Here is a 13,959-nt window from a genome sequence, read left to right on the forward strand (position 1 = left end):
AAGAAACAATGTTAGTAAGTTTACAGGAAATGTTACAGGAGGCGGAGAGAAATAATTTTGCAATCGCATCGATTAATACCCCCAATCAGATATCATTAAGGGCTGTAATCGAGGCTGCAGAGGATACAGGAATGCCGGTGACGATTAACCACGCGCAGACAGAGGAAAGCGTTGTCCCAATAGAGATCGCGGTACCGTTGATGCTGGATTATGCAAGGAAGTCAACAGCGGCAATCTCTGTCCATGTGGATCATGGTTTTGATTTCGACCACTGTATGAAAGCGGTAAGGCTTGGCTGCACTTCAATTATGTATGACTGTTCCAGGTTTCCGCTGGAGAAAAATATCGAGGAGGTCAGGCGGTTCGTAGATATCGTGAAGCCTCTAGGAATAGGAGTGGAAGCAGAGCTTGGCGCCATGCCTAATAACATGCCAAGTGATGTACACGGACAGGAGACGAGCGACTTGTCAGATTTAAGTGTATATTTTACCGACCCGAAGGAGGCGGAGGTATTCTGTGAGAGGTCGGGCTGTGATGTGCTGACGACATCCTTTGGAACTGTCCATGGCGTATATGCAGGGGAGCCGAATCTGGATATAGAACGGATTAAAAAGATTAAGAGCCTGGCTGGGGATGTGCATCTCGGCATGCACGGTGGTTCAGGGACCCCTTTTGACCAGATTCAGGCAGCTATATCGGCAGGGATCAAAAAAATCAATTATTTTACCGCCATTGATACGGCGCCTGCTCCATACCTTATGAAGACGATACAGGAATCGAAAAATCCGGTAAACTTCTGCAATCTGGCCAATCAGGCGATGGAGATTATATACGAGAGAACGGTGGAGGTATTGAACGCATTTAAAAATGCATCGCATACATAAGAGGAGCGGTCATGTTTTTAGGAATTGATATCGGAACATCCGGCATTAAGGCAACCATTATAGATGAAAGAGGAAATATGTGCGCCAGGGTCTACCGGCCGCTGCGGACATATGGATTAGAAGAGAGGAAACGGGAACTTTCTCCTGTTCAGGTGAAGGAAGAGACGCTTCGGGCCGTGGCGGAGGTGCTGCATACATCCCCGGCAGAGAAGATCAGGCTGATTACGGTTGCCTCCCTGGGGGAGGCAGTCGTTCCGGTAGGTGCTGACGGATGCGCTTTGATGAATAGTATCATTGGATCTGATTCCAGGGGGAGTGAAGAGCTTAAAGAAGTGGCCTGCCGCTTAGGAGAGGAAAAGCTCACAGAGATAACAGGGCTGAACCTAAGCTACATATATTCTTTGAACAAGATGCTTTATATCCGGGCGCACTATCCGGAAATACACAGGAGAGTATGGAAATATATGTGCTTTACTGATTATATAGGCTTTGTCCTGACGGGGGAGGCCGTCATAGACTATTCCATGGCATCAAGGACGATGGCATTTGATATAAGAAAAAAACAGTGGTCAGATGAAATCCTTAATGCGGTACAGATCAGTAAGGACCTTCTGTCCCATCCGGTTCCAGGCGGAACGGTAGCCGGATCTGTCAGGAAGGAGATAAAAGAGGAGCTTGGCATCTTTTATGATATACCGGTTCTGGTGGGAAGCCACGACCACATATTTAATGCTATCGGTGCAGGTGCGGTAAAGCCGGGAATCTGCTCGAATACTGTCGGAACGACAGAAGGGATAACAACGGTGCTCGGCAGCAGAATAGACAGCAAAAGTATCCGGGAGAATCTCATCTCCTGTGAACCCTTTGTCCGGCCGCATCTATATAATACCGTCGCATGGCATAATGCAGCCGGGGCAGGTGTAAACTGGTTTCTTGACAATTTTTTCGGAGGGTCTGAGGAACCAAAGGATCAAATTCTTGCCGGCCTGAACGGACAGCAGGGCCAGCATCCGTCTAATCTGCTTGTAGTGCCGCATTTTGCCGGAGCAACGGCGGGGCACATGGATGAAAAGGCGAAGGCGGCAGTAATCGGGATTACGATGGCCACAGGCAGGGAAGAAATCTACAAGGCAATACTCGAAGGGACCGCATTCGAGTGCAGGGTCATTCTTGACAGCATCCGCCATGCCGGTATTCCCGTCAATAAGGTTGTTGTCAGCGGCGGCGGAAGCAAATCATCTCTTTGGATGCAAATCAGATCCAGTATCCTGGGAAGAGAGCTGTATTGTTCGGCGTGTGCAGATACCGGTGCTTTAGGTGGCGCTGTTCTTGGAGCGGTGGTGCTCGGCCTTTATCGTTCTCTTAAGGATGCGGCAGGCCAGATGGTACGGCCAGGAACTGTGGTGGAGCCGGAAGCAGAGGCGGTAAGAATATATGAGGAACGTTATGAACTGTACCGGCAGATGTATGGAAGGTTAAGAGATATTAATGAAAGACTGTCTTAGAACGGGGGTATTCATAATGAAAAAACAGAGGGAAATTCATAACTAGGACTAGCCGTAGCGACATCAGCTTGGTACAATAGTATAAACCGACTGGCGCAGTGAGATGTAAAGAAGATAGATATCATTGGGGGCGCTTGATCTGGACTTGAGGGGAGATTGTGAGGCGAATGAAGGAAAGCAGCTCTATGACGGGATAGGGTGCAGGCGGCGAGGACGACGAGAAAGGCTGCGGCGAATACGAAAGTTATGACCGAAGATTCGATAATAGAGCCTGATTTTGTATGTACGGAGAGGCACCGGGCATTTTTTAAAGAAAGAATTGGCAAAGGGTTCTCGTTTCATGTTGCATTTCAGAAATGGCTGAAGAGCAATGCGGGCAAATCATATGGAGATGCCATAGATGCCTATCATAGGATTGTAAAAGAGAAGAAGCAGGGGAAGACGGTCATTGACAGACAGTTCGAGTACAATACCTATATACGGGATTTTTTTGAAGACAATAAAGGAAAATCCCTGGAGGAAGCCATCACATGCTGGAATTATAAAAAGGGGATAAAGGGGCATAACCGATATGAAAAGTCGGATCTTACGGCACTGAGCCGCTAATAAGGGTATTTAAGAATTAGTCGATGCAGTATGACCTGATTATCGTCATACTGCATTTTTTATATGGCTTATTCATGTAGGAAAAACCTTTTTTCTTAAGTCTATGATGCTACGTTTGACGGGTGGTCAGGATTGGCTTACTCTTCCTTTTTCTGATTCACTTTATCCACAAGATTATATTTCGTTACATTAGAAGATATAACAAACACACAGAAGACCCCGCCCAGCAGAATGAATATATTAGGAAGCCCACCCAGATTGGACACAAGCTTAATCCCGTCAATCCCGGAAATGGTCAACATGATGTAGGACAGTACGGCAAACATTACACCCCACATTACTTTTAAAAATACCGGCGCTTCCTGCTCTTTTGGCGAGATGCCAGAAGTAGATAAAGCAGCGATGGAATTCGTGGTAGAGTCCATTGCCGTAATCATGGAAAACATCAGAGCTGCAAAAAACAGCAGTATGATGAAGGTGGAGCCGGGCATATCCCGGAAAATGGAATAGATTACTCCTTCTGCCCCCTTTGTCTCCAGAATATGAATCAAATCAAGCTTTCCGGTAAGCTGATAGTTGATTGCAAGATTGGAAAAAACACCGCACCACACAATATTGAACAGAATCGGTATCCCAAAGTTAATCTTAATTAAATCCTTAATCTTATATCCTACTCCGAGACGTGCAAGGAAACAGGCGGATATAGGCGCCCAGCTTGCCCAGCTGCCGGCATAAAAGACGGTCCAGCTCTTGGCCCACGGGTCGGACGCATATGCCCCGGTAGTCAGAAGCTTGGAGGAAAGCTGTGAGAACGTGCCACCGACAGCTTCCGCAGTACCGTCAATCATAAACATGGAAGGCCCGAGGATAAACAGCACGGCCAGTATAACAAGATAGATGACGACATTTATGTTAGAAAGAAGCTTGATTCCTTTTTGTATACCGGAGACAGAAGAGATGATAAAGCAGACCGTTACAATGGCAAGGATAATAAGCCATGCGGTGGATTTGCTTTCCATTTTGCTTAGCTCCTGGAGCGCTCCGCCCATGTTCAAAGTGCCGGTGCATATGACGCCAAGAATGCCAAGCCCCATGGCAAACAGAAGGATGGTATCCAGTATCTGTGGAAACTTACTGTCCCCCACTGTCTTTATATGCAGTTTATCTGTTATGATGCTGAGCTGGGAAGCGACAGAAAAAGGCTTTTTCATATTAAAAAATGCAAAGGCAAAGGCGATGACCGGTAGGGTATAAAGGGAATAAGGATGTATGGACCAGTGCAGGACCATAGTCTCCATGGCAAACTTTGCAGATTCCCACGTATTTGGTTCCAATCCGGCCGGGGGTGAAGACATATGGTAGACAGGCTCAGCAATTCCCCAGAACAGAGCGCCCGCGGCCATAGCGGTACAGAGCGTGATAGTAGCCCAGTTCTTCTTGGAAAGTATCGGTTTGGCGTCTTTTCCGCCTAAGATAACATTGCCAAGAGGAGAAAAATAGGCAACGGCCACAGCTACAAGGCAGAGAAAACTCGTAAGACTGTATGTCCAGCCAAAATGATTCAGAACCCAGGTATTAGCGGCATCTGCCATAGCATAAAATCCGTCCCGGTCTACAATGCTGTACACAAGAGAGCCAAACAGGAGAAGAAAGGCAGGCCAGAAAGCGATTTTTCTGATTCTGCTGCGCTCTTTCGAATTTTTCATAATAATTGACATCCTTTCTTTGGTAAAATGTTTGAAAATAACAAAAAAACACCTCCAAACCTTTGTAAGGCTTGTGGCGTCTTTCTTCTTTTCAACTGGCGCTTCAATGTTAAATTATTACAAATATTATCAGATGAAATGGAATATGTCAATACAAAATGCATAAAAATATGAAGCTGCAAAAGTTTCAAGGGTATTTGTCTATGTGGTACGAATGAATGATAAAGATATGAATGTCAGTAATTTTTATATGGCAGTAGATGAACAATTGCATTTGTGGTACTATAAATAAAAAGGAAGGTGAAGCTACTTGGAATTAGACATCAATGTTTTGCGTAAAATATGTATGCCTGAAAATATAGAAATAACAATGCATGCAGCTAAGCGGCTAGAGCAGCGGGGTATTTTAATTAAAGATGTAATAAACTGCATTATAAATGGAGAGATTATCGAACAGTATCCAACTGATTATCCTTACCCTAGTTGTTTGATACTGGGAATTTCTGTGAGTGGCAAATCCCTGCATGTAGTGGTTGGAAGTAATCAAACACTGCTTTGGGTAGTTACGGCATATTATCCGGACAACAACAAGTGGAGTGAAGATTTAAAAGTAAGAAAGGAGAATTGACATGAACTGTTTTTTATGTAAAGGTGATTTAGAAGAATCTACTACAACATATATGACTGATTACAACAACTGCTATATTATTATTAAGAATGTACCTTGTACGAAATGTACCCAGTGTGGTGAAGTTTATCTAAATGGTGTTACAGTTCAAAAAATTGAAGTTATTGTTGAAAGACTTAAGGCTGCTTTGACAGAGATTGCTGTTGTAGATTTTACTCAGGCGGCCTAGTGTATGAAAATGATGAATGCCATCACAGACAATACAAGCAATGTCAATACAGAATGCATAAAAACGTGTATGTAAAAGATGCACAAAAAAGCAAGGGTAAGATTGTCGAAAAGGCCAGAATTGAAAATGCAGATTGACAGTCAAAGATGAGCATGATACGATAAGCGCAAATCAAATAACCGTATCGTTAGAAGCGCAGAAAGACGAACCAGTATACTTTTAAAGTATGCTTGTTTCGTCTTTTTTTATCGTATAGAAAACTTCGTTCCCTATACTATAAAACCCTCCGGGAGATGCACACAATGTGCAGAGGAAGGCTGCTTTACGATACACATAAAAAACGAATGGAGGAAGAGATGATGCATCAAATTAACGATTTTCACATGGGATTATTTTCACTGGAAGGGAAAAATGCGGTGGTGACAGGAGGAAACTCAGGTCTTGGGCAGGCGTTCTCCACAGCTCTTGCAAAAGGCGGCGCCAATGTAATGGCAGTCAGCATTGTAGATGACGACGGGGAGACAAAGGAATTAATCGAAGGATGCGGCAAAGAGTACCGGTTTGTCAAGGCTGACATTACGGCAGACGGAGAATGTAAAAGAGTGATCGATGAATGTGTGAACACATGGGGCAGCATAGACATCCTCATAAACTGTGCAGGCTTAAGTATCAATGTAGAAGATGTGACAAAATATACAAGAAAAGAATGGGACAAAATGGTGGCTGTAAACCTGACGGCAGCTTTTGAGATGACACACGAAGCATGTAAATACATGATACCCCAGAAGAGCGGAAAAATCATCAACATTGGTTCCCTCTATACCTTCCTCGGAGGACAGTGGTCACCGGCCTACGCCGCGACAAAACATGGAATCGCAGGACTTGCAAAAGCAATGTGCGATGAACTTGCACAGTTCAACATCCAGGTAAATACCATAGCACCGGGATATTTTGCTACGAAGCTTACAGAAAAGACAAGAAGCGACGCAAAAAGAAATGCAGAAATCCTGGCTCATATCCCGGCCAACCGCTGGGGAGATCTATATGATCTGATGGGGGCATGCGTATTCTTATCCAGCAGTGCATCCGACTATGTAAACGGACATGTACTCACGGTAGACGGCGGATTCTTAATGAGATAGTACAAAGGAAAGGGAAAGGTGAAAGACATTGGAAAAAGGAAAAAAGAGAAACAAGTGGGTTACATTTATGATTATCTGTATGACCTGTGGAATTATCACAGAGCTTCCATACCTCAGGTGGGCGCTGTATGAGCCGCTGAGAGAAGCGCTGGGCCAGAGTAACACACAGTTCGGCATGTCCATGAGCCTGTTTGGTGCGTTGGCCGCCATACTCTACATACCCGGCGGATGGATCGCCGACCGGATATCTCACAGGAAATTATTTGCAGCGTCTGCAACCGGATGTGGAATACTCGGAATCTGGCTGTCCACCATGCCTTCATTTTCTTCGACAATGATTATCCACGGCTTATGGGCAATTACCAATATCGGCATGTTCTGGCCGGCCATGACAAAGGCAGTGTCACTACTGGAAGAAAAAGAAGGACAGGGCAAAATATTCGGCCTGTTTGAAGGGGTCAGAGGGGTATTCGTCCTCGTAATGTGGCTCGGTCTGATGCAGGTATTTGAACGTATGGGAGGTATCCGGGCCGTCATCCTGGCACTGGCCATCCTGTCTATCATCTGTGGAGTCATAAGCTTCTTATTCATGGCAGACAATACAGGCCAGGGTACATCCAGCGACACATCTGTGATGAAAGACATGGTGACAGCACTCAAGACACCGTCCGCCTGGCTTGTGGCAGGGGTAATCTTCACGATTTACGCCGCATACTCCTCCTCTTCATACATGCAGGCATACGGACAGAACATATTGGGCATGTCCGCAGTGGCGGCAGGATATGTGGGAATCTTAAGAAAAGACGTAATCCGTCTGGTTGCCGCGCCGCTGAGCGGGTTCATCTCAGAAAAGATGGGCGGAAGGTGTACACTGTTAATCGGCATCTTTGATATCATGTTCATCGTATCACTCCTGGCATTGCTTGGAATTCCGGTAGGAGTAGAATATACGGTTATCACAGTCGTGATTATGGTAGTAAGCTCCTTCGCCATCTACGGCATGAGAGGAATGTACTATGCAATCATCGGAGAGATTGGAACACCGAAGAAAATCTATGGCGCTGTGGCAGGCTTTGCCATGTTCATCGGATTCCTGCCGGATGCATTCAATGCAACGTTGTGTGGACACTGGCTGGATACGTATGAAGGGGCACAAGGATACCGTTACATATTCATCTATATGCTCATAACAATCGTTGTCTGCCTTGTGCTCGTAGGAATACTTCTTCGCTATATAAAAAAGAACAAAGCGCAGATTGAGGCAAACCAAAAAGAGATGGCAAATGAAACCGAAGGAGGAAATGCGTAGATGAAATACGTAATCGGAATCGACGGAGGGACCCAGAGCACGAAGGTCGGAATCTACAGCCTGGACGGCGCCCTTGACTGTGAAGAAAAGGTAATGCTCCGCCCCCTGTATGTGCCGGACGCAGATACAGCAGAACATCTGGATGATGATTTGTGGGACTCTCTTGTAACTGCATGCCGGGGACTGATGCAAAAATTTGAAGGAAGCAGGGAAGAGATATTGGGAATCGGCCTTGGCAGTATCCGCTGTTGCAGGACCTATCTCAAAAAAGACGGAACGCTGGCATATCCAGTCATCAACTGGATGGACAAACGCCTGGCAAAGCCCTACCAGAATGATGTCGCAGACATGGCCTATCTCTCCACGACAACCGGCTATCTGACTGTCCGGATGACCGGAGAATTCAAAGATACGGCAGCTAACTATGAAGGAGTCTACGGCCCCTTTGACAAAAAGGAATGGAAGTGGAGCGACAATCCGGAAGACTATGAAGAATATAACATCACAAGGAAGAACCTGTTCGATTTGGTGATGCCCGGTGATATCCTCGGATACGTGACAAAAGAGGCCAGTGAAGCAACACTTCTCCCTGAAGGCTGCCCGGTAATCGCCACAGCCAATGATAAAGCGGCGGAAGGACTCGGAGCGGGTATCCGGGATGACGGTTCTGTACTCGTATCCCTTGGCACCTACATCGGCGGGATGATGCGCGGAAAAGTATATACAGACACAGCCGTAGAATACTGGTCCAATCTGTCCGCCATTCCCCGCGAATATCTCTATGAGACAAGTACAGGAATCAGACGGGGGATGTGGAGTGTATCCTGGTTCAAAGAGCTGCTTGGCGAGGCAATGGAAGAAAAAGCGGAAAGTCTGGGTATCAGTGTGGAAGAGCTTCTGGAAAAAGAAGCAAGGCTTATCGCTCCCGGAAGCGAGGGACTGATAACAGTAGGCGAATTTCTGGCGCCTAATCATCTGCCCTACCGAAAGGCGATGTTTATCGGATTTGACGGCCGCCATAAAAGAGCGCACATGTACCGCTCCATACTGGAAGCCATTGCAATGACCATGAAGATGAGCGTGGACGCCATGTGCGAAGAACAGTGCATCAGACCAAAACAGGTGATCGTATCAGGAGGCGGCTCCAACAGCCCACTGTTTATGCAGATATTTGCAGATGTATTCGGCATACCAAGCGTCCGCAATGTCATCAATAACGCGGCAGGGCTTGGGGCGGCTATCAACGTGGCCGTGGGAACCGGGGCTTACCCGGATTACGAGACAGCCATTGACAAGATGGTAAGGATACGAGACAGTTTCAAGCCGGAGCTTAAACACACCGAAACATATGACAAGATAATCAACAATATTTACCGCGATATAAAAGAATACTCAGACCCGGTAAATAAAAAGATATATGAGCTGTTTGGCTAGACAGCCGATTAATAATAAGAAGAAAGAGGTAAAAACCATGAGTTTATTAAGAGAAGAAATTGTAGAAGAGTTAGTGAAAATATGCGGGGCAGACGCAGTGGTGACAGACACGGAAGTACTGCAGGAAAGCTCTTATGACAGATTCAGAAAATATGAAGGATATAATAAGGTATTTACCAACCCGCTTCCGGCGGCAGTTGTATTTGTACAGGACAAAAAACAGGTGTCCGAGGTGTTAAGATTTGCCAATGCCAACGGGATAAACGTTGTTCCCCGCACAGGACATTCTGCCACGGAAGGCGGCCTTGAGACAATTGTTGAGAATTCTATCGTGCTGGATGGTTCTCAGATGAAGAAGATTATCAATATTGACACCTACAATATGCAGGCAACTTGTGAATGTGGTGTTGTGCTTGAAGATTTGGAAAACCAGGTGAGAGAACTTGGCTATACAACCGGGCATTCCCCGCAGTCAAAGCCGTTGGCGCAGATGGGAGGATTGGTTGCAACAAGAAGTATCGGACAGTTTTCCACGATGTACGGCGGAATCGAAGACATGCTGGCAGGGGTGGAAGCAGTATTTCCAGACGGAACCATCACCAACATCAAAGCTGTGCCAAGAAGAGCTGCAGGACCGGATATCCGCCATGTAGTGCTAGGAAACGAAGGGGCGCTCTGCTTTATTACAGAAGTAACGGTAAAACTATATAAATACTTCCCGGAATACCATGTATGCCAGGGATATACATTGGATGACATGATAACAGGCATCCGCATTATGCGCGACGTAATGACAGAAGGTTACAAACCGTCTGTGGCAAGACTCTACGACGCAGAGGACGGAAAAGAGCATTTCTCCCACTTTGCACCGGGAAAATGCGTGATTCTCTTCGTGACAGAAGGCCCGGAAAAAGTATCCAAAGCAAATGCAGAAGGCATCCGGGAGATTGTATCAAAGTATTCCGAGTGTACAGAAGTCGACCATAAGCTGATTGAGACGTGGTTCGCAAATCTGAACTGGGATGCGGCACGTATCGAAGAAGAACGAAAAGAAGTTCTCGAGACGAAGAACGTATGTTGTACCACAGAGATTTCCGCAAACTGGAGCGCGGTTGAGGAGATCTACCGCATCTGTAAAGAGCGGGTAGTAAATGAAATACCGGACATCACGGTATTTGGGGCACACGCCTCACACTGCTATTCCAACGGCATCAACCTCTACTTTGTATATTGGTATAATGTGGTAGACTGTGCGCCGGAAGACGAGATTAAAAAATATCACCTTCCAATTAAGAAAATCATCTGTGAAGAGACGATCAAGGCCGGCGGCTCCATGTGCCACCACCACGGAGTAGGAAAGCACAGAGTACACTGGATTGACAAAGAGCACGGTTCAGCACTCTATATTGTAAAAAAATTAAAAGCAGCTTTTGACCCCAACGGAGTCATGAATATCGGAACCATTCTGCCATATAAGAAATAATGAAACTTCTCGTATGCTTTAAGGTGATACCGGATCTTGACCAGATGGCGGCGGAGGATTACACGGTGGATGAAAGGATGCAGGTAGACACATCCTTTGTCCGTACCATGTGGAACTGCTTCGACGAAAGCGGGCTGGAATTTGGATTAAGACTTTGTGACGAGGCAGAAGGTCTTAATCTGCATCTTGAAAAAACAGCGCTGACTGTTGCAGGAGAGCAGGCAGAACTCTACCTGAAGACATTGAACGCGCTTAAGTATGACAGGACAGTCCGAATAGATAACGAAGGCCGGGACATACGGTTTATGCCGGAAGGGATTGCACAGGAGATAGCAGCATATGCAAAGGAAAATCCTCAGGATTATATAATTATGGGCCGGCAGGCCGCTCCGGGAAACAACGGGCTGACCTCATATTTTACGGCAGCAACCCTTGGAATACCGTTGATTTCCAATGTAGTGGATCTGCATCTTTTAGAGGACGGAAGACTCTGGGCCGTCACAGAAGCGGGGGGCAGCCTATACGGACAGACGGCACAATCCCCTGCCGTACTAGTCATAGGAAATGCGGTAATCAGCAAGCTGAGAGTCCCCACTTTAAAAGACCGTATGCAGTACGGCAAGAAAAATGTGGATATTACAGGAGCTGAAATTCTGAAAACTTACAGCGGCGAAAACCCCTCTGGCATGGCCTATATCAACAGAGAAAGAAAAGGTGAAAGAATGAAGGCAACAGGCCAGAAAGCTGCAGAAGAGCTGGGCAGATGGATTAAAGAGCGAAGGAGCATGTAAAGAAAGGGGGCTTGCCGTATGAGATGGCTGTTTATCATCTCTGCAGAAGATTCGGAAGATTATAGAAAGCAGAAAAAACAATGGGAGCTTGTATCGGCATCGGTACCGGAAGAAACAGGATGTATAGACGCACTTTCCTACAAGGGAGCTGAACCGTTGGAAATCGCGGAAGACCTCATAGAAATCAACCGCGGCGGAAAGTATGAAGGGATTCTGGTGGCCCACGGAAACCGTACAGATGAGGTAGCCGGGCGCTACGCCGCACTTGGCGGATGCAGATGTCTTTTGGGGATATGTGACATCACGTGGGAAAAGGATGTCCCTCTTTTCCATAAGTCAGTATACCAGTCAAACATGGAAGCCTCATTCCCAATCGAACTACCCTTTGCGGCAGGACTTACAGGATGGAAAGACAGAGGATATCCTGCATGTACAGAGATGCTTCCGACAGAAAGAGTTCTCCCGCGCCCTGTGAAAGCTACAGATGAGAAGGTACTTATAGAGGCAGGAACAAAGCAGAAGGAGTCAGATGTCCTTCTGGCAGTGGGCAAGGGAGTCCGCACGAAAGAAGATGTGCAAAAGCTAAAAGAGCTGGCAGAGGACAAAGGTTATATGTTCGGCGTCACAAGACCAGTGGCTATGAATGGGTGGGCGCTCATAGATGAAATCATCGGCGTGTCCGGACATATCTATTCGCCGAAGGTCTGCATTACGATAGGAGTGTCAGGCTCTGCCGCTTTCTACGCAGGAATAGAAAACAGTGGATGGATTGCATCCGTGAATACAGACGAGCACGCGCCGATCGTCCAGATGTCCGACCTGGCCGTCATAGATGACTATAAGAATATATGGGAGAGGCTTTCACTCATATTGTAAGAGGAGATGTCATGGAAAGAATATATTTTCAGGATGAATCAAAATACAGAGGGAGTGCAGACGCTCTTTTCATTCCCGAAACAAAGGAAGAACTCATCGCATATGTAAAAGAAAAAAGCATACAGAAAGAAGCAATCACCATACAGGGAGCCCTCACCGGAATTACCGGAAGCGGGGTACCTGTAAAGGGGCTGGCCCTTAAGACAGAAAAGCTTAACAGGATATATATACAGGAGGATGAGAAAGGATGGTATGCATACGCCGAAGCAGGTGTGACCGGTGAAAAGCTGGAACAGATGGCGTCCAGAGAAACGAAAGACGCCTGCTTTTTTCCGGTGCTTCCGACAGAGAAAACCGCCACTCTTGGAGGAATTGCGGCAAGCGGGGCAAAGGGGATACATACCCGATGTTACGGGGGATTCAAAGATTATGTGGAACAATGCCAGGTCTGCACGGCAAAAGGAGACATCATAGAAGTCACCTGGGATATGCCGGAATTCGGGGAAATATTCGGCTCGGAAGGAATGCTTGTCCTGTTTCTATCCTTTAAAATCCGTCTGATAAAAAAACCGCAGCACATATGGGGAATCCTGTTCCGGTTCACAGACGACCGTACGGCGGTAAGATTTGCCGAACGGATAGAAGAAAGGCAGCATATTACGGCTGTCGAATATATGGACAAACATACAATCAGACTAATCGAAACATATAAGAAAAACATGTCTGCCATCTCGTCTCTCCCGGACATAGGAGAACAGATTCAGGTACTCATCTATGTAGAGACGGCTGGTGAATCAGAGGAGGAAGCTGAAGAAGAGGCAGCAGGCCTTCTCGAAGCATGTATAGAAGCAGGAGGAGACCCGGAGGACGCCTGGGCCATGTGCACAGAAGAAGAGGTCGAACGCCTCCGTGCATACCGTCACGCCGCATCGGAGTGTGTGAATATGGAAGTAGGAAAGGTAAATGGCCAATATCCGGAAGTGTGCAAATTATCACTGGATACAACGAGAAGCCTTACCGACAGGGAGACGCTTCTTGACGAGTACCAGAGCCGTCTGGATAAAAGCAACATCCCTCACTGTATATTCGGACACTTTGGCGAGGGCGGGCCATACGTGAACCTTATGGCAAAAGACAGCGCCCAATATAAAGAAGGAACACGCATAATGGAAGAATGGGTACACAAGGCATATGAAGACAGCGCAGAAGTCTTTGGAGAACACGGGGTCGGGAAACTGAAAAAAGAGATGTTTCAAAGAAACGCCCCCGAAGTGATTGTAAAAGAAGCTGTCCGGAGAAAACAAAAATGGGACCCAGAGGGGATACTCAATCCGGGAAATATGGTTTAAATGAGTGGAGGTAATAG

At 46.5% G+C, this 13,959-nt stretch carries 13 protein-coding genes; 12 read left to right on the top strand and 1 reads right to left on the bottom strand.

Annotated elements, in window-relative coordinates:
* Positions 1-8: 8 nt before the first annotated feature.
* The 3 genes from E1963_RS17245 to E1963_RS17255 all read left to right on the top strand — a co-directional run bounded on the left by E1963_RS17245 (position 9) and on the right by E1963_RS17255 (position 2,995).
* Positions 9-884, top strand: coding sequence for a class II fructose-bisphosphate aldolase (locus E1963_RS17245; RefSeq protein WP_132280699.1), 876 nt, complete (start codon positions 9-11; stop codon positions 882-884).
* A gap of 11 nt (positions 885-895) precedes the next feature.
* Positions 896-2,389 carry an FGGY-family carbohydrate kinase gene (locus E1963_RS17250; protein WP_132280702.1) on the top strand — a complete coding sequence of 498 codons (1,494 nt, stop codon included), beginning with the start codon at positions 896-898 and terminating at the stop codon, positions 2,387-2,389.
* Between the two features lie 198 nt (positions 2,390-2,587).
* Positions 2,588-2,995, top strand: a complete 408-nt coding sequence (locus E1963_RS17255) for a DUF6434 domain-containing protein (protein WP_330570881.1) — start codon at positions 2,588-2,590, stop codon at positions 2,993-2,995.
* Between the two features lie 137 nt (positions 2,996-3,132).
* Here E1963_RS17255 and E1963_RS17260 read toward each other — a convergent pair whose 3' ends face one another.
* Positions 3,133-4,701 carry a BCCT family transporter gene (locus E1963_RS17260; RefSeq protein WP_167482237.1) on the bottom strand — a complete coding sequence of 523 codons (1,569 nt, stop codon included), beginning with the start codon at positions 4,699-4,701 and terminating at the stop codon, positions 3,133-3,135.
* Positions 4,702-5,011: 310 nt separating this feature from the next.
* Here E1963_RS17260 and E1963_RS17265 point away from each other — a divergent pair, with 310 nt between their 5' ends.
* The 9 genes from E1963_RS17265 to E1963_RS17305 all read left to right on the top strand — a co-directional run bounded on the left by E1963_RS17265 (position 5,012) and on the right by E1963_RS17305 (position 13,942).
* Positions 5,012-5,329, top strand: a complete 318-nt coding sequence (locus tag E1963_RS17265) for a DUF4258 domain-containing protein (RefSeq protein WP_132280708.1) — start codon at positions 5,012-5,014, stop codon at positions 5,327-5,329.
* 1 nt (position 5,330) lies between these two features.
* On the top strand, positions 5,331-5,558 hold the full coding sequence (locus E1963_RS17270) for a type II toxin-antitoxin system MqsA family antitoxin (RefSeq protein ID WP_132280711.1): 228 nt from the start codon (positions 5,331-5,333) through the stop codon (positions 5,556-5,558).
* Between the two features lie 383 nt (positions 5,559-5,941).
* Complete coding sequence (locus E1963_RS17275) at positions 5,942-6,700, top strand: SDR family NAD(P)-dependent oxidoreductase (RefSeq protein WP_243117788.1); 759 nt, start codon at positions 5,942-5,944, stop codon at positions 6,698-6,700.
* Between the two features lie 28 nt (positions 6,701-6,728).
* The gene (locus tag E1963_RS17280; RefSeq protein ID WP_132280714.1) at positions 6,729-8,009 is read left to right on the top strand and encodes an MFS transporter; all 1,281 of its coding nucleotides are present in this window, start codon (positions 6,729-6,731) and stop codon (positions 8,007-8,009) included.
* Positions 8,010-9,443, top strand: coding sequence for an FGGY-family carbohydrate kinase (locus E1963_RS17285; RefSeq protein WP_132280717.1), 1,434 nt, complete (start codon positions 8,010-8,012; stop codon positions 9,441-9,443).
* A 37-nt stretch (positions 9,444-9,480) separates the two neighbouring features.
* Positions 9,481-10,926 (top strand): FAD-binding oxidoreductase, encoded by a 1,446-nt coding sequence (locus E1963_RS17290; protein ID WP_132280720.1) that lies wholly within the window; start codon positions 9,481-9,483, stop codon positions 10,924-10,926.
* Complete coding sequence (locus E1963_RS17295) at positions 10,926-11,717, top strand: electron transfer flavoprotein subunit beta/FixA family protein (protein WP_132280723.1); 792 nt, start codon at positions 10,926-10,928, stop codon at positions 11,715-11,717. Before E1963_RS17290 ends, E1963_RS17295 begins: the two co-directional genes overlap by 1 nt.
* Positions 11,718-11,735: 18 nt before the next feature.
* Positions 11,736-12,593 (top strand): FAD-binding protein, encoded by an 858-nt coding sequence (locus E1963_RS17300; protein WP_132280726.1) that lies wholly within the window; start codon positions 11,736-11,738, stop codon positions 12,591-12,593.
* Positions 12,594-12,604: 11 nt separating this feature from the next.
* The gene (locus tag E1963_RS17305; protein ID WP_167482238.1) at positions 12,605-13,942 is read left to right on the top strand and encodes an FAD-binding oxidoreductase; all 1,338 of its coding nucleotides are present in this window, start codon (positions 12,605-12,607) and stop codon (positions 13,940-13,942) included.
* The last annotated feature ends 17 nt before the right edge of the window (positions 13,943-13,959 follow it).

This window comes from Extibacter muris (genome assembly GCF_004345005.1).
Classification (GTDB): Bacteria; Bacillota; Clostridia; order Lachnospirales; family Lachnospiraceae; genus Extibacter; species Extibacter muris.

What these genes read in the sequence shown, in the direction of transcription:
- E1963_RS17245 (WP_132280699.1), top strand. Translation starts at nt 9, where the DNA reads ATGTTAGTAAGTTTACAGGAAATGTTACAGGAGGCGGAGAGAAATAAT.
- E1963_RS17250 (WP_132280702.1), top strand. Translation starts at nt 896, where the DNA reads ATGTTTTTAGGAATTGATATCGGAACATCCGGCATTAAGGCAACCATT.
- E1963_RS17260 (WP_167482237.1), bottom strand. Translation starts at nt 4,701, where the DNA reads ATGAAAAATTCGAAAGAGCGCAGCAGAATCAGAAAAATCGCTTTCTGG.
- E1963_RS17270 (WP_132280711.1), top strand. Translation starts at nt 5,331, where the DNA reads ATGAACTGTTTTTTATGTAAAGGTGATTTAGAAGAATCTACTACAACA.
- E1963_RS17275 (WP_243117788.1), top strand. Translation starts at nt 5,942, where the DNA reads ATGGGATTATTTTCACTGGAAGGGAAAAATGCGGTGGTGACAGGAGGA.
- E1963_RS17285 (WP_132280717.1), top strand. Translation starts at nt 8,010, where the DNA reads ATGAAATACGTAATCGGAATCGACGGAGGGACCCAGAGCACGAAGGTC.
- E1963_RS17290 (WP_132280720.1), top strand. Translation starts at nt 9,481, where the DNA reads ATGAGTTTATTAAGAGAAGAAATTGTAGAAGAGTTAGTGAAAATATGC.
- E1963_RS17295 (WP_132280723.1), top strand. Translation starts at nt 10,926, where the DNA reads ATGAAACTTCTCGTATGCTTTAAGGTGATACCGGATCTTGACCAGATG.
- E1963_RS17300 (WP_132280726.1), top strand. Translation starts at nt 11,736, where the DNA reads ATGAGATGGCTGTTTATCATCTCTGCAGAAGATTCGGAAGATTATAGA.
- E1963_RS17305 (WP_167482238.1), top strand. Translation starts at nt 12,605, where the DNA reads ATGGAAAGAATATATTTTCAGGATGAATCAAAATACAGAGGGAGTGCA.